Source organism: Burkholderiales bacterium (assembly GCA_035543335.1).
In the GTDB taxonomy this organism is placed as follows: Bacteria; Pseudomonadota; Gammaproteobacteria; order Burkholderiales; family JAHFRG01; genus JAHFRG01.
Map to the genome: position 1 here is coordinate 76,226 of DASZZH010000038.1, position 20,044 is coordinate 96,269.

General features: G+C 59.6%; 17 protein-coding genes and 1 tRNA gene. 10 read left to right on the forward strand and 8 right to left on the reverse strand.

Going from position 1 to position 20,044, the window contains the following annotated elements; all coding sequences use genetic code 11:
- Window positions 1-6: 6 nt before the first annotated feature.
- From VHE58_10440 to VHE58_10455, 4 genes are read left to right on the forward strand one after another with little or no spacing between them, the layout of a single operon-like run.
- A complete protein-coding gene (locus VHE58_10440) occupies window positions 7-822 on the forward strand; it encodes an ATP-binding cassette domain-containing protein (GenBank protein HVS27689.1) in 816 nt (271 codons plus the stop codon).
- Window positions 813-1,640: an ABC transporter permease subunit gene (locus VHE58_10445; GenBank protein ID HVS27690.1), complete on the forward strand. Its 828-nt coding sequence runs from the start codon at window positions 813-815 to the stop codon at window positions 1,638-1,640. The genes VHE58_10440 and VHE58_10445 overlap by 10 nt, the downstream gene beginning before the upstream one ends.
- Window positions 1,637-2,398, forward strand: a complete 762-nt coding sequence (phnE, locus tag VHE58_10450) for a phosphonate ABC transporter, permease protein PhnE (protein HVS27691.1) — start codon at window positions 1,637-1,639, stop codon at window positions 2,396-2,398. The genes VHE58_10445 and phnE overlap by 4 nt, the downstream gene beginning before the upstream one ends.
- 4 nt (window positions 2,399-2,402) lie before the next feature.
- Complete coding sequence (locus VHE58_10455) at window positions 2,403-3,071, forward strand: alpha/beta fold hydrolase (GenBank protein HVS27692.1); 669 nt, start codon at window positions 2,403-2,405, stop codon at window positions 3,069-3,071.
- A gap of 427 nt (window positions 3,072-3,498) precedes the next feature.
- Here the strand turns inward: VHE58_10455 and VHE58_10460 are convergent, their stop codons facing one another.
- The 4 genes from VHE58_10460 to thiO all read right to left on the reverse strand — a co-directional run bounded on the left by VHE58_10460 (window position 3,499) and on the right by thiO (window position 6,788).
- Window positions 3,499-4,698 (reverse strand): CaiB/BaiF CoA-transferase family protein, encoded by a 1,200-nt coding sequence (locus VHE58_10460; protein ID HVS27693.1) that lies wholly within the window; start codon window positions 4,696-4,698, stop codon window positions 3,499-3,501.
- Window positions 4,699-4,727: 29 nt separating this feature from the next.
- Window positions 4,728-4,803 (reverse strand) — tRNA-Thr (locus VHE58_10465).
- A 397-nt stretch (window positions 4,804-5,200) separates the two neighbouring features.
- Window positions 5,201-5,596, reverse strand: coding sequence for a transcriptional repressor (locus tag VHE58_10470; protein ID HVS27694.1), 396 nt, complete (start codon window positions 5,594-5,596; stop codon window positions 5,201-5,203).
- Window positions 5,597-5,687: 91 nt separating this feature from the next.
- A complete protein-coding gene (gene thiO / locus VHE58_10475; GenBank protein HVS27695.1) occupies window positions 5,688-6,788 on the reverse strand; it encodes a glycine oxidase ThiO in 1,101 nt (366 codons plus the stop codon).
- Window positions 6,789-6,907: 119 nt separating this feature from the next.
- Between thiO and VHE58_10480 the strand changes: the two genes are divergently transcribed.
- The 6 genes from VHE58_10480 to VHE58_10505 are packed head-to-tail and all read left to right on the forward strand — an operon-like array spanning window position 6,908 to window position 14,705.
- The gene (locus VHE58_10480) at window positions 6,908-7,363 is read left to right on the forward strand and encodes a type IV pilin protein (GenBank protein HVS27696.1); all 456 of its coding nucleotides are present in this window, start codon (window positions 6,908-6,910) and stop codon (window positions 7,361-7,363) included.
- Window positions 7,357-7,950 (forward strand): GspH/FimT family pseudopilin, encoded by a 594-nt coding sequence (locus VHE58_10485; GenBank protein ID HVS27697.1) that lies wholly within the window; start codon window positions 7,357-7,359, stop codon window positions 7,948-7,950. Before VHE58_10480 ends, VHE58_10485 begins: the two co-directional genes overlap by 7 nt.
- A 14-nt stretch (window positions 7,951-7,964) precedes the next feature.
- Window positions 7,965-8,429 carry a type IV pilus modification protein PilV gene (gene pilV, locus VHE58_10490; protein ID HVS27698.1) on the forward strand — a complete coding sequence of 155 codons (465 nt, stop codon included), beginning with the start codon at window positions 7,965-7,967 and terminating at the stop codon, window positions 8,427-8,429.
- A 13-nt stretch (window positions 8,430-8,442) separates the two neighbouring features.
- On the forward strand, window positions 8,443-9,528 hold the full coding sequence (locus VHE58_10495) for a PilW family protein (protein HVS27699.1): 1,086 nt from the start codon (window positions 8,443-8,445) through the stop codon (window positions 9,526-9,528).
- A 14-nt stretch (window positions 9,529-9,542) separates the two neighbouring features.
- Window positions 9,543-10,142 (forward strand): hypothetical protein, encoded by a 600-nt coding sequence (locus VHE58_10500; GenBank protein ID HVS27700.1) that lies wholly within the window; start codon window positions 9,543-9,545, stop codon window positions 10,140-10,142.
- A gap of 57 nt (window positions 10,143-10,199) precedes the next feature.
- Window positions 10,200-14,705 (forward strand): PilC/PilY family type IV pilus protein, encoded by a 4,506-nt coding sequence (locus VHE58_10505; protein ID HVS27701.1) that lies wholly within the window; start codon window positions 10,200-10,202, stop codon window positions 14,703-14,705.
- Window positions 14,706-14,816: 111 nt separating this feature from the next.
- On the opposite strand, the gene lspA is transcribed toward VHE58_10505, so the two are convergent.
- From lspA to cobA, 4 genes are all read right to left on the reverse strand, one after another.
- Window positions 14,817-15,311: a signal peptidase II gene (lspA, locus tag VHE58_10510; GenBank protein ID HVS27702.1), complete on the reverse strand. Its 495-nt coding sequence runs from the start codon at window positions 15,309-15,311 to the stop codon at window positions 14,817-14,819.
- Window positions 15,280-18,081, reverse strand: a complete 2,802-nt coding sequence (gene ileS, locus VHE58_10515; GenBank protein HVS27703.1) for an isoleucine--tRNA ligase — start codon at window positions 18,079-18,081, stop codon at window positions 15,280-15,282. Before ileS ends, lspA begins: the two co-directional genes overlap by 32 nt.
- A gap of 5 nt (window positions 18,082-18,086) precedes the next feature.
- Complete coding sequence (locus VHE58_10520; GenBank protein HVS27704.1) at window positions 18,087-19,028, reverse strand: bifunctional riboflavin kinase/FAD synthetase; 942 nt, start codon at window positions 19,026-19,028, stop codon at window positions 18,087-18,089.
- Window positions 19,029-19,124: 96 nt separating this feature from the next.
- Window positions 19,125-19,892: a uroporphyrinogen-III C-methyltransferase gene (cobA, locus tag VHE58_10525; GenBank protein ID HVS27705.1), complete on the reverse strand. Its 768-nt coding sequence runs from the start codon at window positions 19,890-19,892 to the stop codon at window positions 19,125-19,127.
- Between the last annotated feature and the right edge of the window lie 152 nt (window positions 19,893-20,044).

Consider the following 20,044-nt stretch of genomic DNA (forward strand, 5'->3'; position numbering starts at 1 on the left):
AGCCGCTTGAGTCTTGCCCTGCAAGAAATCAGCCTCACGCACCCGGGCGGAAACCAGGCGCTTTCCAAGGTGAGCCTATCCTTGGAGAGGGGCGAGCGCGTCGCGGTGATTGGCCCTTCCGGCGCCGGCAAAACAAGCTTGCTGCGGATACTCGCGACTTCGTTGAGGCCAAGCCAGGGAGAAGTGCGGATTCTGGGCGAAAATCCGTGGCGGCTTTCACGCGCGGCGCTGCGTAGCCTCCGCTCGCGCATCGGCATGGTGCACCAAGCGCCGCCGCTGCCCGGGCGGCAACGTGCGGTCACCACGGTGCTTGCGGGCAGGCTCGGGCGCTGGCCGCTGTGGAAGTCGCTCGCTTCGCTGCTTTATCCTGCAGATATTCCGGGAGCGCGCGCGCTGCTGGCGCGACTTGAAATCGGCGACCGGCTGTTCGAGCGCTGCGAGCGCCTGTCGGGTGGACAGTTGCAACGCGTGGGCATCGCGCGCGTGCTTTACCAGCAGCCGGAACTGATGCTCGCCGACGAACCGGTTTCCGCCATGGATCCCGCTCTCGCCGACCGCACCGTGGGGGAACTGAACCGCGAAGCGGTGTCGCGCGGTATCACGCTCGTCGCCAGCTTGCACGCGGTGGACCTCGCCTTGCGCTGGTTTCCACGCATCGTCGGCATCAAAACCGGTGTGGTGCAATTCGATCTTCCGCCGGTGCGCGTATCAAACGCTTTACTCGAGAATCTCTACGCCAGCGAGAACGCCGCCGTTCCCACTCAGGACAACCGGCCGCTGGCATTTGAACAAGGCATACGGCGCAAGCCTTTATGCTTCTGAGCCAGCCCCAGCGCGACCCCGAGGCCCTGTCGCGCCTTGCGCTGACACTCGTTGCGCTGCTTCTCGCGTGGCCAGCTTTGCGCCTCACCGAATTCAATCCCATGACGCTTTTTGATGCGCGCAACCGCCAAATCATGGCGCAGTTTGCGGCTACGTTTTTTCCGCTCAATCTATCGCCGGATTTTCTCATGCTGGTGCTCAGGGCGACGCTCGAGACGCTCGCGCTCGCCACCGCGGGCACCGCGCTCGCCATGTTTGCCGCCTTTCCGCTGGCGCTGGTGGTGGCGCGCAGCCTGTCGATTGCGCGCATCGGCCCCGGACCGGGGCGCTGGTTGGGGCAACTCATCCGTATCCCCACTCGCATTCTCCTCATTATTTTGCGCAGCGTCCCGGAAATCGTATGGGCGCTTCTTTTTGTGCGGGCGGTGGGTCTGGGGCCCGCCGCTGGCGTACTGGCAATCGCGGTGACCTATGCCGGTATGCTCGGCAAGGTGTACTCGGAAATACTCGAAGCCGGCGACACGCGCCCGGCGCGCGCCCTGCTCGAGAGCGGCAGCGGACGATTCGCCGCCTTTTGCTACGGCATCCTGCCGGGCGCGCTGCACGAACTCGTCTCCTACAGCGTCTATCGCTGGGAATGCGCGGTGCGCGCTTCGGTGGTGATGGGCTTTGTTGGCGCGGGCGGACTCGGGCAGATGATGGAGCTTTCGCTGCGCATGTTGAATGGCGGCGAGGTGAGCACCATTCTCCTCATGTTCCTGATTCTGGTGCTGCTCGCAGATGCGGTGAGCGCCGTCTTGCGCAAGGCTCTGGCATGAGACTGCTGCCCGCACTCGTGGTTCTGGGTTTGTTCACCGCGACCGCGTCGAGCTTTTACTTTCTTGCGCTCGACCTCACGCATTTTTTCTCCGCCGAGGCACTGGCGCAAATGCTGATTTACCTCGCCTCGTTTTTCCCGCCCGATCTCACGCGCGACTATCTCACGCGCATCGGGCAGGGCACGCTGGAAACGCTGGCGATTTCCGCCGTTGGCACCGGGCTCGCCGCAATGTTCGGCCTCGTCGTCGCGCTTCCCGCCAGCGGGCGTTTCGGCTGGGCACCGCGCGCCGTGGCCAGGTTCCTGCTCAATTTCCTACGCTCGGTGCCGGAACTGGTGTGGGCGGCGCTGATGGTGCTGGCAGCCGGCCTGGGACCTTTCGCCGGCACGCTTGCGCTCGCCGCGCACACGACGGGAGTGCTCGGCCGGCTTTTCGGCGAAACCCTGGAAAACACTCCGCCTGAGCCCGCGCTGGCGCTGCTGCACTCGGGCAGCCCGCGCGTCGGCGCGTTTTTCTACGGAACTTTTCCGGGCATCCTGCCACAGCTGATTGCCTACACGCTTTATCGCTGGGAAAACAACATCCGCATGGCGACGATTCTGGGTTTCGTGGGTGCGGGCGGTCTCGGCCAGATGCTGTATTTTTCCTTGAGCCTGTTCCAGCAAAAACAGGCGTTCACGGTGATTCTCGCCATGCTGGCGCTGGTCGCCGTGGTGGACGCGGCGAGCGCCTGGCTGCGCGGGCGTTTTGTAAAATAAAAGCATGTCCGGTTTCCTGCCCGCGATTGAAATCGAAACGCGCTCCGGGCCGCAGGCAAGCGTGATTTGGCTGCACGGGCTCGGCGCTGACGGCAATGATTTCGTGCCGGTGGTGGACCAGCTCGGGTTGCCGCCGCGGCTTGCGGTGCGCTTCATTTTTCCGCACGCGCCGATGCAGCCGGTCACCATCAACGGCGGCTTCGTGATGCGCGCCTGGTACGACATCGCCGCCGCCGATCTGTCGTTGCGCGAAGACGAAGCAGGCTTACGCCAATCGCAGCGGGAAATTGAAAAGCTGATCGCGCGCGAAAAAAACCGCGGCATTCCCGCCGGCAAAATCGTGCTGGCGGGCTTTTCCCAGGGCGGCGCGATCGCCCTGCAAGCCGGCCTGCGTCATCCCGAGCGGCTGGCCGGCGTGCTGGCGCTCTCCGCTTATTTGCCGCTCCCCTCGACGCTGGCTGCGGAGGCGAACGCGGCCAACGCGGATGTGCCGATCTTCATGGCGCACGGCTCGGCGGATCCCACTATCCCATTGCTGCTCGCGAACTTATCGCGGCAGCGCCTGGAACAACAAGGCTACAAGGTGGAATGGCACCCGTATCTGATGCCGCACTCGCTGTGTCCGGAAGAAATCCGGGATATCGGCGTATGGCTCAAGCGCGTGTTGAACTAAGGAACCTCTGATTAAATCCCACGCGGTTGCGACGGCGGCTTTCCGGGATGGGATGTGCGAAGCGAGGCGCAGCCAATGGCCATTCCCCTTGGCAAGCCGAGCGACAAAGCAGACCGCCCGGAAAGCCCCGTCCCATCCGGGTTGCGGCAAAATGCGGCTTCTGTGTCGTGCTCGCCGGAGCGTGGAGCCTCGGTACGTGCGACCGCGAAGGCGAGCGCTGGCCCGCTCCGCTGCACAGCTTCGCAGGTGCGGACGGCTACGCGGGCCCTCCTCGGTGTCGTAGTCCGAGCTACGACCTTCGTCGCGCGCCTCGCATCCCTCCGCATTTTGCCAGCAACGCAATCTGCGGAGGACTTAATCAGAGGTTCCCTAAGCGCGCCGTTTGTATCACAGCCGATGTTCCGCGGCCGCGACAGTCGGCGACGGCTTAGATGACGCCCTGCTGCTTGAGAATTCTTTGCTGCTTGGCATCGATGCCGAGACCGGTCAGCACCTCAGCGGTATGTTCTCCCAACTCCGGGCCCAGCCATGCTGTCGCGCCCGGCGTTTCCGACAGCTTCGGCACGATGCCGGGCAGCTTGATGGGTTTGCCATCCTTGAGGCTGAACTGCTGGATCATTTCGCGCGCCTGGTAGTGAACGTCGTTGACGATGTCGGCAATGCTGTAGATCTTGCTTGCCGGTACTTCCGCCTGGTTCAGCACCGGCAGCACTTGTTCCAGATCATGCCGCGAAGTCCACGCGCCGATGGCCTGGTCCAGTTCTTCGGTGCGCGGCACCCGGCCGGCATTGGTGGCGAGTTGCGGGTCGTTGGCCAGATCATCCCGGCCTATCGCCAGCATCATGCGTTTGAAAATCGCGTCGGAATTGGCACCGATCACCACGTATTTGCCGTCGCGGCACGAATAAGTGTTGGAAGGCACGATGCCGGGAAGCGATGCGCCGCTGCGCTCGCGCACAAAGCCCAGCATGTCGTATTCGGGAAGCAGGCTCTCCATCAGGCTGAACACCGATTCATACAATGCGACGTCCACCACTTGCCCCTTTCCGCCGTTCACTTGGCGATGGTAAATCGCCATCAGCGCCCCGATCACGCCGTACATCGCCGCCAGCGAATCGCCGAGGCTGATGCCCACGCGCACCGGAGGGCGGTCGGGATAGCCGGTGAGAAAACGAATCCCGCCCATCGATTCGCCAATTGCGCCGAAACCGGTCTGGTCGCGATACGGTCCGGTCTGCCCGTAACCGGAGAGGCGCACCATCACCAGCCCGGGATTGATTTGGGAGAGCGCGTCCCAGCTGAGCCCCCATTTTTCCAAAGCGCCAGGGCGGAAATTTTCCACCAGGATGTCGGCGTCTTTGACCAGCTTGCGCACAATTTCCTGGCCTGCGGACGCTTTCAAATTTACCGTGACCGACTTCTTGTTGCGCGCCTGCACCAACCACCACAATGAGGTACCTTTATAAAGCTTGCGCCAGGTGCGCAGCGGATCGCCGCCGTCTGGCGATTCGATCTTGATCACTTCGGCGCCGAACTCGGCGAGCAGCCGCGCGCAGAAAGGGCCGGCTATCAGCGTGCCGAGCTCGATGACTCTCAGTCCCTTGAGCGGCGGGTTGCTTTTGGGCATGGGACCCCCGAGTGGAACAACAGACAGGATGGTGCTGATGAGTGGATTCGAACCACCGACCTACTGATTACGAATCAGTTGCTCTACCAGCTGAGCTACATCAGCATAGGGAACCTCTGATCAAATCCTCCATGGAGCGCGTTGCGGGCAAAAAGTGGGTGATCGCGAGACGCGCGACGACGCGAGGGCCGCTTTTTGCCGCAACCCGGACGGGACGGCTGCCGCGACACGGTGAGCGAAGCTTGGGGTGCGGGAGCGGCAGCATGAGCGCCCCGTTTTACGGTGTTGCTTGCGGCAACTTGCGCCCCTTCCCGCACCACGCTGCGCGAGACCGAGTCCGGGGCGCTTGTCCTCGCGGCTGGCTTTGTCGCTCGGCTTGTGAAGGGGATCGACCATTCACTGCGCCTCGCTTCGCGCCATCCATCGCGGAAAGCCGCCGTCGCGCCCATGTGGGATTTAATCAGAGGTTCCTTAGAGCGGATTATAGCAGCGGGGAATGGAATCAAGAAGCCGCTTTGGAGCGGATGCGGACAATGATGTCCACGCCTTCGGTGACCGCGCCTTCGGGCAGCGGCGGCAAGCCGGAGACGCTGATGTCGGACGCGTCGATGTCCATCAGGCGGCCGGTTTCGACATCATAAAAGTGATGGTGATTGCTGGTGTTGGGATCGTAAAAAACCCGGTTCGGGTCCACGATCACTTCACGAATGAGTTTTTTTCCCAGGAACAGATTAAGCGTATTGTAGACCGTGGCCTTGGATGTTTCCGAATGCCGGGTGTTGACAATCGCCATGACTTGGTCGGCGGAAAGATGTTCCTGACGGGAAAACAGGGTGTGGGCGATTTCAATCCGCTGGTGGGTCGGATTAATGTTATGGCTGCGCAGGAGCTTAGCCATGTTTTCCCGGGTATATTCAGTGGGTTTCATCATTCAAATTAATTGTAAGCCAAAAATTGGACTCTGTCTAATCTGGCTCTTCTGCTTTACCTTAATCCTCCGCTTGCATCACCCGGCTTTTCTCCGGCCACCGATACGCAGTAGTGTCGATGGGTTCGACTATTCCTAACACCAAATTGGCAAGTATTCTTGCGCTTCCCGGGGCCATGGTCACACCGTAGCGGAAATGCCCGCTATTAATATAAAGGTCTTCCAACTGCGGGTGTCGGTCTATGGTCGGAATATTGTGTGGCGAGCCGGGACGCAACCCCGCCCACTGTTTGACCAGCAATTTTTCGTTGAGCTGCGGGAACAGCCTCGTCGCGCGCGACAATAATTCGCGTTTCGCTTCCTCGGTCGTGCTGTTGTCGAAACCCGTTTCTTCCACCGTGCTGCCCACCAGAATATGCCCGTCTTTTCTGGGAATGAGATAAATCCCGCCTTGCAGCACGATGCAAGTCAAGAAACCCGGCTGTGCCTTGAGCAACAGCATTTGCCCGCGCACCGGCTTGATGTCGAGTTGCAGCGAGAAATTACCGGTGATGTGCCGGCTCCACGCGCCGCCGCAAACAATGTAGCCTGCGGCGGAAAACTCGCCGCGCGGCGTCACCACGCTCACCAATTGCTGCCGGAAAATTTTCCATGCGCTGACCTCGCAGTGCTCGATTACTTTGACTCCGGCCATTTCCAGTCTGCGCTGCAGGGCTTTAATCAAGCGCGGATTGCGCACCTGCGCCACTTGCGGCAGCCATAACGCACCCACATCCAGTGTAATGTGCGCGCAAATATCGCCGGACTGCACCGGCACGCATTCAACCAGGTGTTTGCGGCACCAGACCCTTGCGGTTTCCCTTTCAAAATCCGGAAGCATAAGCAGGCCGCTGCGGTGGTATTCCGGGTCGATGCCGGTCGTTGCAAAGAGATCACCGGTCCAGCTGGGATAGAGCTGCTCACTCCACAGAGTAAGACGCGTGACCGCGGGTGGATATTGCCATGGCGGAAGCGCGCAAAGTATTCCACCGCCCGCCCATGAGGATTCGCCGCCCGCCACACCGCGCTCCAGCACGGTGACTTTGGCCCCGCGCCTGGCGAGTTCCAGCGCAGTGGCAAGACCGATAATTCCGGCACCAATGACGACAAAATCTTGTGACAAAAGTCACATTCCTTTCGTTGATGACGCCGTTTATTCTAACAAAATGACCATTCATCGGCTGCGATTGCTTTAACCAAATCGAGCCTTCTATGATTCAGCTCATCAGGAAAGGGTTCTTCATGAAAACGCAAAACGGATTGACCTTGATTGAACTGATGACCGTCGTCGCCATTATGGCGATAATTGCGGCCATTGCACTACCCTCCTACAACGATTACGTCACCCGTGGAAAAATCCCCGAAGCCACCTCGAACCTGGCGAATTTGCGGGTCAAGCAGGAGCAGTATTACCAGGACAACCGCGATTACGGATCGACTGCGGCTGTTTGCGGCGTGGCGATGCCCGGCGCCCCGCAGATGAGGTACTTCACCTTCAGCTGCAACTGGGGTGCGGGTGGAACCAACCAGTTTTATACCGTAACCGCAACCGGCACTGTTTCAATGGCCGGCTTTGTCTACACCATTAATGAATCCAACGTCAAAACTTCCACCATTACCGCCGGTTCCCAACCCGCCCAAAACGGCTGGACCGGCAACGCGAACTGCTGGGTTACCAGGAAAGGCGGATCGTGCTGATTTATCCAAAATCGTTTGCCGGGTTTACGCTCATTGAGCTGATGATCGCCATCGCGATCATCGGTGTTCTTCTCGTGGCCGGGTTTCCCGAGATGTACACGTTTATTCAGAATACGAAGATTCGCAGCTACGCCGAAACCATTTCCACCGGCATGCAGCTCGCGCGCGGCGAGGCGGTCAAGCGCAACACGCGGATCCAGTTCATGCTGACCAATAACACACCCAATGCCGCCACGCTGCCCACTCTTGCGGCGGGCAATACCGGTGATCCCACCGGCGTTAACTGGGCGGTGATGAATTACCAGTCGACCGGCGTCTATACCGCGGCCGACTTCGTGCAGGGCAGCGACAATTTCAGCTCGCCCAACGTCACGGTCAACGCGGGCGACGCCACCATCGTATTTAACGGCCTGGGCCGGAACGATCTTGCCAGCGCCACCACCATACAGGTTACCAATCCCAACAGCGGCACCTGTTTCGCTGTAGGCGGCCCGATGCGCTGCCTCAACATCGTGGTGCAGTCAGGCGGGCAGATCCGCATGTGCGATCCCGCCATTACCACTGCCGGCGACACCAGAAAATGTTGATGCGAGTACCAATTATGAAATACATACTCAATACCAGAAAACAATCAGGCGTGATGCTGCTGGAAGCCCTGATCGGCATCCTGATTTTTTCCATCGGCATCCTCGCCGTGGTCGGGCTGCAGGCGGCATCGGTCAAGAATCAGGCCGATGCCAAATACCGGGGCGACGCGAGCTATTTCGCCAACCAGATCATCGGTCAGATATGGGTGGATCGCGCCAACCTCGCCACTTACGCGCACAACCCGACCCCGGTGGTCACCGCAGCGGCCCCGCCTTCCTGCAACCCCACAGCCGCGCCCTCGGCCAACGCCAACGTCACAGCCTGGACTACCAAGGTGGCAAACGGCCTGCCGGGCGCCACGGCGACCAAACAGCAAATCATTATCGGCGCCGGTAATCAGGTTACGGTGGTGCTGTGCTGGAAGAGTCCGCAGGACGCAAGCTATCACAAATATATGGCCACAACTTACATCAATTAGGAACGGGTTGGCTATGAATCATGTCGCGCGCAACAAAGGTTTTTCAATGGTCGAGATCCTGGTCGGCATGGTGATCGGCCTACTCGGGGTGATCATTATCATGCAGATTTTTGCGCTCGCGGAAGGACAGAAGCGCACCACCACTAGCGGCTCCGACGCGCAGACCAACGGCAACATTTCGCTGTACAGCGTCGAGCATGACGTGCGCCTGTCCGGCTACGGCATAAGCCTTGCCGCGCTCGGGTGCAGCATCAGCACCTCGTACAACAGCAGCACAACTAATCCCGGCACGCTGACTCTCGCCCCTGTCGTCATCACCGACGGCGGCGTGGACGCCTCGGGCAACGCGTTGCCCGATACGCTGAGCGTGCTCTACAGCAGGAACACCATGACCGGCCTGCCGCAGACGCTCGCCTACGTCAACCTGCAGGCCGACACGCAGTCCACAATCGGCAGTACCTTCACCGCGGCTGCGAACGATCTCGTGGTCTATTACCAATCCGGGAAAAACTGCACGCTGGCCCAAGTCACCGCCGTTGCGAATAACACGGTCTTAAATCACGATAACAGCCTGACCCCCAACTGGAACAACAGCGCCATATTTCCGGCCTCGGGCTATGACGTCAATTCCAATGTTTTCAACTTCGGCCCCATGGCGTACCGGATTTACAGCATCGATACCGTAAACAACAACCTGCAGTTCACCCAGGTCAATGCCAGCGGCCCCAGCCTTTTTCTTGCAGCGGGTGAAATCGTCAATCTGCAAGCACAGTACGGCAAGGATACTGGAGCGCACGCCGGACATGTGGCGGGCGACAATATCGTGGATGCCTGGGACACCGTTACTCCGGGGCTGATTCCTCCCGCGGGCGCGGGCACCAACGCCCAGTGGCAGCAGATTATCGCGGTGCGCCTGGCCATTTTGGCGCGCAGCGGACAATACGAAAAACCCACAACCGCCGGTGTTTGCACTGCAACGACAGTCGCGCCATCGTGGACCGGCGGGACCATGGCAGTACCCGGCGGCCTGCCCAGTTGCTACCGCTACAAGATGTTCGAAACGGTGGTGCCGCTGCGCAATATCATCTGGGGATCTTAGCGATGAAAACGTCAATGAAAACGTCATTAAATAAAAACCGCAATTTTCGCAGGCAACAAGGCGTGGTGCTGTTTATTTCGCTTATCATGCTGGTGGCCATGACCCTGGCGGGCATCGCGCTTATCCGTTCGGTGGACACCACCAACCTGATTGCCGGCAACCTGGCTTTCAAGCAGGGCACTACTCTCTCGGGGGATGCCGCCGTGGAAACTGCGCGCACTTGGCTGCTCGCTCAAGTCGCCGCCGGCGCTCTTTGGAATGACAGCACGGCCAACGGCTACTATTCTTACACTCCCTCTACCAGCCAGGGCGTCGAGATCACCTGGGACCAGTACAACTGGGCCGGTGCATCGCTTGCTCTGCCCGCAGATGCCGTGGGGAATCTAGTTTCGTATGTCGTACACCGCCTGTGCAAGCTGACCGGCGACCCCGGCGGAGCGGCAAACAACTGCCTGAAAAGCGTGCTAGCGGGCAGCAGCATCCCGACGGGCAGCAGCAAGGGAGCGGGGTTAATCGGGCCCTCAGGGTCGCCGCAGTATTACTACCGCGTCACCAGCCGCATTATCGGCCCGAGAAATACAGTGAGCTATGTACAGACCCTTGTCCAGATTTAACGTGCCGGCTGACCAGCGCAAATTGCATGGTCAACGGCCATTTAATGGGAGTCCATCATGAAAAACAGTCAATTGTTCATGCGCAAAGAAGTTTGGCTCGTGGCCGCAGCGCTGCTCGGGGGCTGCGGCCTGGCGCAGGCGGCAAGCACTGATGTCGCCAGTTCGCCTCTTTTCACCTCGGCGACGGCGTCAGTCAAGCCGAACGTCATGTTCCTGCTCGACGATTCCGGCAGTATGGCATGGGATTTTCTGCCGGACAATGCCGGCAACAGCACCTCGAATATGTGCCGCGGCTCCGGCACCTGCAACCCCGGTGGTGATGTCAACAGCGGCACACGCACTTCCGGCGCGCCTTTTCTTGCGCAGCAGTTTAACAACGTCTACTACGATCCGACGGTGACTTACAGCCCGCCGCTGGACTTCGACGGCACCAACACCACTTACAAGTCCTATAACAATACCGGGTCGTTTCTGTGGAGCGCAGTCAAGGTCAATCCGTTTCCCGGCGGCAGCACCAGCACAAAAAACCTGACCACCAGTTTTCCAGAGGAAGTCTGGTGCGACGGCAGCCAAAGCGGCCCGACCGACGCCGTGCATTGCCGGCGCAATCTGCAGACCAACCCGAACTTCTCGATTGGTCTCGCCTATTCGGGTACGACTGCCACGGTGACACTGGCAAACCATGGCTGCTCGGTTGTCACAAGTGGGGACACCGTAACCATTAGCGGGGTCACCCCCGCCGGTTTCAACGGGACCAAAACGATCACGGCCGTGGCTACGAACACCTTCACTTACACCGTGGCCTCGGGCCTAGCAGCACCCGCTGCGGCGGCAGGGCAAGTCATGGTTTCCACGGCCTGCAATATCCCCATCACCAAGCTATCGAGCGTGGGCACCACCGCGACCGCGGTATTCCCCACTGCTCACGGCTGTGTCGTCGGCGATACCATAAAAATCAGCGGACAGGTCTCGACGAGCGGCTTCAACTCGGGCGGCGCCACTGTGACCGCAGTTCCGAGTCCGAATACCCTGACCTACACCACTGCGGGAAGCAATCTGACACCGAACCCGGTCGAGGGCAGCGGTACTACGTCAGGGCAGTTTATCGCCAGGTCCTCGCTCTGTCCGGGCACCCCCAGCAATTACAGCACCAGCACCACAGTGCCGCCATTGATGCAGGGTTTCCCTCAAGGCATTTTCACCAGACAGGTAACGCTCAATGCTACGCCTTACTACTACACCATTTCACCCAATGAATATTGCACCGACGAGAACCTGAATACATGCCAAGCCACCGTCAGTGAAACCATCGGCTCCCCGGCAACCGCGTACACTTTCCCGGCCACGGTCAGATACTGCGTATCAAGCACTGCGGCCAATTTTAGGCCTGCCGATATCGGCGCCACCGGCAACGGTTCCACTACCGGCTGTTCCCGAGCGTTCGCCGGCAGCTTCACCCGCGCGCGCTACGGTTATTTCACCCGTGTAAATATCGTGTCGGGCACGGCCACGTACCCCAAAGCCAGCAGCCGTACCGACTGCGCCGGCGCGACGAGCTGCACCTATAACGAGGAGATGAGCAATTTCGCCAACTGGTACGCCTACTACCGCACCCGCATAATGATGGTCAAGTCCTCCGCCGGAATTGCCTTCAACCGCCTTAATACCAGTTACCGGGTCGGGTTCAATACGATGAACGCCACTAGCAGCAGTCAATGGCTGGCGAACGCACCTTTTGATAACTCAGTGGGCGGCCAGGAAAGCCAGTGGTACACCAAGCTGTACGCCATCGCTCCCAATTCCAGCACGCCCAGTCGCACCGCGATCTCGCGCATCGGCCGTTATTACGCCGGCATGAAAAGCTCGGCCGCCGGCTACATCAGCGACGACCCGGTACAATATTCCTGTCAGCAAAATCTCACCTTCTTTATCACAGACGGCTATTGGAACGGCACCGGCGGCATAAAGCTTGACGGCACCGCCATGGGGGACCAGGACGGTCAGGCGGGCGTTGCGCGTCCGTTCTTCGATGCCTTCGCTGCTTCGGGCGGTGATGGCGGCGGCACGCTGGCGGATGTTGCCTACTACTATTACTTCACCGACCTACGCACACCGAGCTTCAACCCGATCGGAGCGCTGGGGCTGGATGTAACCCAGAACAATGTGCCACCCACTACCAAGGATCCCAATACCGCGCAGCACATGGTCACGTTCACCATGGGACTGGGACTGGACAGCACCCTGATCTATAAACCAGGTTACGACACGTCAGGCACCAGCCCTGATTACAACGCCGTCGTAAATGGCTCCAAGAACTGGCCGGTGCCGGTGGCCAATGACATCACCGCGGTTGACGACTTGTGGCATACGGCGGTCAACGGCCGCGGCACGTATTTCAGCGCCAAGAGCCCTTCCATCGTGACCAGCGGGTTGCTGCAAGCCTTTGCCTCCCTGTCCCAGCGCACCGCCGACGAGTCCGCCGCCGCCACCAGCACTCCGAACATCGTGCCGGGCGACAACTTTGTGTTCAGTTCCAAGTACACCACCGTGGATTGGTTCGGCGAGACGACAGAACAGGAAATCGACGCCTCCACCGGCGCGCTTATTCCCACCATCAACTGGTCGGCGCAGGCGCAACTCGATCTCATGGTGAGCGCAACCAGCGATACGCGCACCATTTTCACGTTCGATGGCAGCGCACCGAACAAGGTGAAAAACTTTCTCTGGGCCAATCTGACCGCCGCCGAGCAAGCTTTTTTCAACGGCACCTCGGGCGGGCGGAATCAGCTGTCGCAATGGAGCGTGCTGACTGCCGCACAACAAAACAACTGTGACAACCCCGGCGGCGCCGACTGCGGCCAGAAGCTGGTGAATTACCTCCGCGGTCAGCGCGCCTACGAGACTCCGGTCAACTCCCTGATCACACCGGATTCCGGTAATGCCTCCCTGTTCCGCCATCGCCCGCACATACTGGGCGATATCGTGTCGGCCGAAGCGGTGTATGTGCGGCTGCCAATTTTCAACTACGGCGACCTAGGCTATTCCGCTTTCAAGAACGCCAACACGTCGCGCCAGGCGGCGCTTTACGTGGCAGCGAACGACGGCATGCTGCACGCGTTGAATGCCAACACCGGCGTCGAAACGTGGGCCTACATTCCCTCGGTGGTGATGCCCAACATGTGGCAGCTGGCCCGGTTTGATTACTCGACCAATCATCTCTATTTCGTCGATGGCACACCGACTGCCGGCGACATCTGCACCAGCAACTGCGGCACCTCCAGCGCAACCTGGGCCACCATCCTGGTGGGCGGTTTTAATGCCGGCGGCCGGGGTTATTACGCTCTCGACATCACCAACCCGGCCAGCCCCAAGGCGCTGTGGGAGCTCAAATCCAGCGCCACCTGCATTGCTTCCACCAACAACGTGCCGGTGGATCCGGTGCCGGCCAATACCTTCAGCGATTGCGATATCGGCTTGAGCTTCGGCAACCCGGTCATCACCAAGCGCGCCGACGGCAAATGGGTGGTGCTGGTCACCTCCGGCTACAACAATATCAGCCCGCCGGGCACGGGTGGGGGCTATCTCTATGTAGTTGACGCCGTCAGCGGCGCGATATTGAACAAAATCGCGACGCTCATACCCAATCCGCCCACCAACAGCCCGGCACAGATTAACGCCGGCAACACCACCACACCCAGCGGCCTGGCGCGGATCAATGCTTTTGTCAGCGACACCATTACTGACAACACCAGCTTGCGGGTTTACGGCGGCGACCTCAACGGCAACCTGTGGCGATTTGACAGCGCCGCCACACCCAATACGCTGGCCACCTCCGGCAACAAGGCCACGCTGCTGGCGATTCTGGGCGCCGCCAACGCCTTGGGCACCCAGGGCAACGGTACCAATTCCATCACCACCAAGCCGGAATTGGGCGAAATCGTGGCGAGCGGCGTGGGAACCCTTGAAATGGTGTACGTGGGCACCGGCCGCTACCTCGGGACGACCGACCTCGGCACCACCACCCAGGAGTCGTTCTACGGCATCAAGGATCCTCTGGGTACCTTCTCCGGCTACGGCGCAGTTCACAGCAGCCCCAACTTCGTCCAGCAGACGCTCACCGAGGTAGTGAACTCCTCTACTCTGGCAGTCGAGCGCTTTACCACGTCGAATACGGTGGACTACACCAGCAAAAACGGCTGGTTTATCGACTTCAATCCGGGTAACAAATCGCCGGGCGAGCGCAGCAACACCGACCCCGTACTGTCCCTGGGAATACTAAGCTTCACCACCAACGCACCCGATTCCAACGCCTGCAACATCGGCGGCAAAAGCTACCGCTACTTCCTCAACTATACGTCGGGCGGTCCGTTGTCCACTTCCGTCGGCGGCGTATCGGGCGTCTTGATCGGGTTTGCCCTGTCGACACGCCCGGTCGTGGTGGAAGTGAACGGGAAGCTGGAACAAATCATCAACACGCAGGGCCTTCCGCAAATCTATACGTTGCCGCCGTTGGTACCGCCCGCCGGAGGCAAGCGTATCTTCTGGCGTGAAATCAACCCTTGACCTCTAGTTGAAGCGAGGTCAACAAAAGCAACAGGGACGCATCTGCGTCCCTGTTGCTTTTAGGAGTTATTGGACAAATCAGCAACCGCACCCGTATCGTTAATTCTTTCGCTATCTTGCTGCGTGCCTGCTGAAACTGTCCCAGATGAGCAGTGCCGCGCCGCAGGTAATCGCCGAATCAGCGACATTGAACGCCGGCCAATGGTAGGCCTGGATGTAGAAATCCAGGAAATCCATCACCTGGCCGAGCACGATGCGGTCCCACAAATTCCCCACCGCCCCGCCTAAAATCAGGCTCAAGCCCAGGCTGAAGAGCCTCTTCTGGTGATGCCGTCTGAGCAGATAAGTAATCAGGAACGAGGCCGCCAGCGCCACTACGATGAAAAAACCGCGCTGCCAGCCGGAGGCCTGGCTCAAAAAACTGAACGCGGCGCCGGCGTTGTAGGTCAGCACCAAGTTGAAAAAAGGCGTGAGCGGCACGATCTCGCCGGGTGCGAGCGACTGGCTGATCCAGAATTTGGCGAGTTGATCCAGCACGATCACCAGCGCGCTGATCAAAAACCAGCGCAGCCAGTTACGCGAAATGGCGGGGTTCTCCGCTGCCATAGAGATTGCTCACACAGCGTCCGCAAATCGCCGGATAGTTTTTGTCGGCGCCCACGTCCGCGCGGTAATGCCAGCAGCGCTCGCACTTGGGATGCGGACTGGGCGTCACTCGCAGCGCCACGCCGTCCATGCCCGCAGGCATTGCCTCGGGGTGATTGCCTGTCACCACCCGCGCCTGGGAGGTGATGAAGGCAAAACGCAAGTCATCGTCGAATGACTTGAGATAGGACAGCATTTTCTCTTCCGCATAGAGCTCGACTTCAGCGGCAAGCGAGGAGCCGATGTGGCCTTCCACCCGCAATTCTTCAAGCTGTTTTTGCACCGCTCCACGCAATTGCCGCAGTTTCTGCCAACGCTCTCTGATGCGCGCCACAGCGTTTGGAATCGGGAGTTGGTGCCAGGTGTGCAGGAACACGCTGTCGTTTTCATTCTTGCCCAACTCCCGCCACACTTCTTCCGCGGTAAAACTCAAAACCGGCGCGAGCAGCCGCGCCAGGCTTTGCGCAATGTGATAAAGCGCGTTCTGCGCGGCGCGGCGCGGACGCGAGTCCGTGCCCGCGGTATACAGGCGGTCCTTGAGAATGTCGAGATAAAACGCGCCGAGATCCTCGGAGCAGAAATTCTGCAGAAGCTGCGCGACGAGGTGGAATTCGTATTTGCGATAATGCGTTTCGGTGATCAGCGACTGCAAATCGCTCATCATCACCAGCGCATAACGGTCGATTTCCAGCCACTCTTCAGTGGGCAGCGCGTGCTGTTCGGGATCGAAATCGGCGAGATTGGCGAGCAGAAAGCGCAAGGTGTTGCGAATGCGGCGGTAGCCTTCCGCCACCCGCTTCAGAATCTCGTCGGAAATCGAGAGCTCGCCCGAGTAATCGGTGGCGGCCACCCACAAGCGCAAAATATCCGCGCCTAATGTATCCGCGACTTTCTGCGGGGCGATCACGTTGCCCAGCGATTTCGACATCTTGCGCCCCTGCCCGTCCACCACGAAACCGTGGGTGAGCAGGCTCCGATACGGCGCGCGGCCGTCAATGGTACAGCCGGTAAGCAAAGAAGACTGGAACCAGCCGCGGTGCTGGTCAGAGCCTTCGAGATACATGTCGGCGGGGTAGCCGTCCAAACCGCGCAGCACGGTCGCATGAGTAGTGCCGGAATCAAACCAGACATCCAACGTGTCCTTCATTTTTTCGTAGTCTTTTGCTTCCACGCCCAGAAGTTCCGTTGCGCCGAGCTTGAACCACGCTTCGATGCCTTCGAGCTCCACCCGTTGCGCCACCTGTTCCAGCAATTCCATGGTGCGCGGATGCGGCTCGCCGGTTTTCCGGTGCAGGAAAAACGGGATCGGCACGCCCCAGCTGCGCTGCCGCGACATGCACCAGTCCGGCCGGTTGGCGATCATGGCATAAAGCCGCGCCTGTCCCCAGCCGGGATAGAACGCGGTGGCATTAACTGCTTGCAACGCCTTTTCGCGCAGGGTTTTGCCGTCCGCGCCCGGCATATCCATCAGGATGAACCACTGCTGCGTCGCGCGGAAAATGATGGGCGTCTTGTGCCGCCAGCAATGCGGATAGCTGTGGGTGAGCTTGGCATGCCTGAGCAGCGTGCCCTTTTCCTCCAGCAGCTTGATGATCTGGCGGTCAACGCTGCGCACATTGGCGCTGCCGAACAAAGGCGTTTGCGCGCTGAAACTTCCGTCGCCCTGGACATAATCGTAAGGCGCAAGGCCGTATTTCAGGCCGACTTCGTAGTCTTCGACGCCGTGCGCCGGCGCGGTGTGTACCAGGCCCGTGCCCGCTTCCAGCGTGACATGTTCGCCGAGAATGATAGGTACTTCGCGCTCGTAGAACGGATGTTTGAGGGCAAGGCGCTCAAGATCTTTACCTTTACATGAATGCAGAAATTGCTCCTGTCCCAATCCATAGCGGGCTCCGCACCCTCGCGCAAGATCAGTGGCGAGAATCAGCAAACATTTAGGCGTTTGTACTAGTGAATAATAAAATTCCGGGTGCACACATACCGCCTGATTTGCCGGTAATGTCCAAGGCGTGGTAGTCCAAATGACTGCGTAAGCCGGAAGGTTTGGTAATTCGTCCAAGGCAAACACGCTTTGCAGCTTGCGTCGGTCAACCACCAGGAACCCCACGTCAATTGCTTCAGAAACCTTATCCTCATATTCCACTTCTGCTTCGGCCAGCGCCGAACCACAATCGATACACCAGTTCACCGGCTTCAAGCGCCTTTGCAGCAATCCATGCTTGAATATTTTCCCGAGCGCACGAATTTCCTCGGCTTCGGTCCGAAAATCCATAGTGAGATAAGGATGTTCCCAGTCGCCGAGCACGCCGAGGCGGATAAAATCCTCTTTTTGCCGCACGATCTGCGACTGCACATACTCGCGGCAAAGTTTCCGGAACTGTTCGGCGGGAAGATTCTTGCCGTATTGCTTTTCCACCTGATGCTCGATTGGCAGGCCGTGGCAATCCCAGCCCGGCACGTAAGGCACATCAAAGCCCGCCAGGGTTTGGCTTTTGACGATGATGTCCTTGAGAATCTTATTGACCGCGTGACCGATGTGAATGTCGCCGTTGGCATACGGCGGCCCGTCATGCAGAATGAACCTGGGGCGGCCTTTGGCGGCCTCGCGGATTTTCTGGTAGAGCTTTTTCCCCTGCCACTCTTTGACCATCGCCGGCTCGCGCCTGGCAAGATCGCCGCGCATCGGGAAAGGTGTGCCAGGTAAATTCAGTGTTTTCTTGTAGTCAACCATTTTTTTCAGTGCCGCTGCGCTTCGGCGGCGAAAAAATAATCCTTTGCCTTCTCCACGTCCACAGCGATCTGCCGCGTCAGGGTCTCGACGTCGGGATATTTTTCCTCGTCACGCAACTTGTGCAGGAAATCCACCCGTACATGCTGTCCATAAATCTCGCGGTCGAAATCCAAAACATAAACTTCGAGCAAGGGCGGGCTGTTTTCCTTTACCGTCGGGCGCACGCCGAGGCTGGCCACGCCCTTCAGCGCCCGCCCGCCGATGCCCGCCAGTTCCACCGCGAAAATACCGGTCAACGCCGGGCGCGGATGCTTGATCCTGATATTTGCGGTGGGAAAACCGATTTTGCGGCCGGTCTTATCGCCATGCACCACGCGGCCGCTGATGCTGTAGGGCCGCCCCAGCCACTGCGCCGCTTGCTCCAGATCACCCCGCGCCAGCGCATCGCGCACCAGCGTGCTCGAAACCCGTTTTCCTTCGACAATGACGCTGGGCATCGGCATCACCTCAAAACCGTATTTCTTTCCGGACGACTGCAGCAGTTCAAAGTCGCCAGTGCGGTTATTGCCAAAGCGGAAATCATCGCCGACCAGCAGCCACTTCGCATCCAGCGCACGGCAAATCATGCGCTCGATAAATTCCCCGGCGCTTAATTGCGCGAAACCACGATTAAAGCGGCAGATGTGGGTGTGCTCCACACCCAACGCCGCAAACCATTCCAGTTTTTCGCGCAGGTTGGTGAGCCGCGCCGGCGCCGAGTCCGGCGTGAAAAATTCGCGCGGATGCGGCTCGAAAGTCAGCACACAGGAGGTCAATGCCCTGGCGCGCGCCGTTTCGGCGAGGCGCTTGAGCATCGCGCAATGGCCGAGATGCACACCGTCGAAATTGCCAATGGTCAAGACCACCGGCGCTGACGCCTTGTCGGGAATTCCGTGGGAAATAAACATAAAGCTTGAATTTTACAGTGCATCCAAGCCAGCGGCTACTGCGACCGCATGTAAAGAATTTGGAAAGCCGGGCGGGTCCGCCCGCAGGAACAACAATCAGCCGCCGAAAGCGGTTTTCACCGTGCTCATGAGTTCATCAACCACCGCGTCCGCGACCGCTTCATGAAACACTTCGCCAAGAAAAATCAACGCCGGCCCCTCAAGACTCCATAGACCGGCTTCGCCCAAGCCGGCAAGCGTGGTGCGGATTTGTCTCGTTTCGGGAAGCGTGGCTTTTTCCACCACGACTGCAGGTGTGGCCGCCGGCATTCCCCTGGAAAGAAGCATCGCGGAAATTTGCGCCGCCTGGCCGGCCGCCATGTAAAGCACCGCGGTATCCGCGGCGAGCACGCTCTTCACCCAGTCGGCTTCCGCCTCGCCCTCACCCGTGCGCGGCGTGACAATCACCACGCTGCGGCTTAATCCCCTGCGCGTGAGCGAGACACCCACTTCCGCGCTCGCACCCAGCGCTGCGGTGACACCGGGCACGATTTCGTATTCAATCCCGGCTTTCTTGAGCGCGGCGATCTCTTCCTGCGCGCGCCCAAACAGCATCGGGTCGCCGCCCTTGAGCCGCGCCACGGTCTGATATTTATGTGCCGCCTCCACCAGATTGCGGTTGATGAAGCGCTGGTCGGTTGAAACGCGCGAGCAGCGCTTCCCTACGGCCACTTTTCTGGCGCGAGGCGCGAATGCCAAAGTGTCCGGATGCACCAGCGCGTCGTAAAACACGATGTCGGCACGCTTGAGAATCTCGGCGCCGCGCAGCGTGATCAAATCCGGCGCGCCGGGACCGGCACCAATCAAATACACTTTCCCGCTCATTGGTCTGCCTTAGAGCCTCTAACATAATGAAACGAATAGTGCGACGGCTGCGGTTTCGGATGCAGGCCGCGAAGCGAGCCGCGCCGTTGGGTTATTCTCCAATAAGCGGCGAGCGACAAAGGCATGCGCCGAAACCCGCGCCGTCCCCAAGG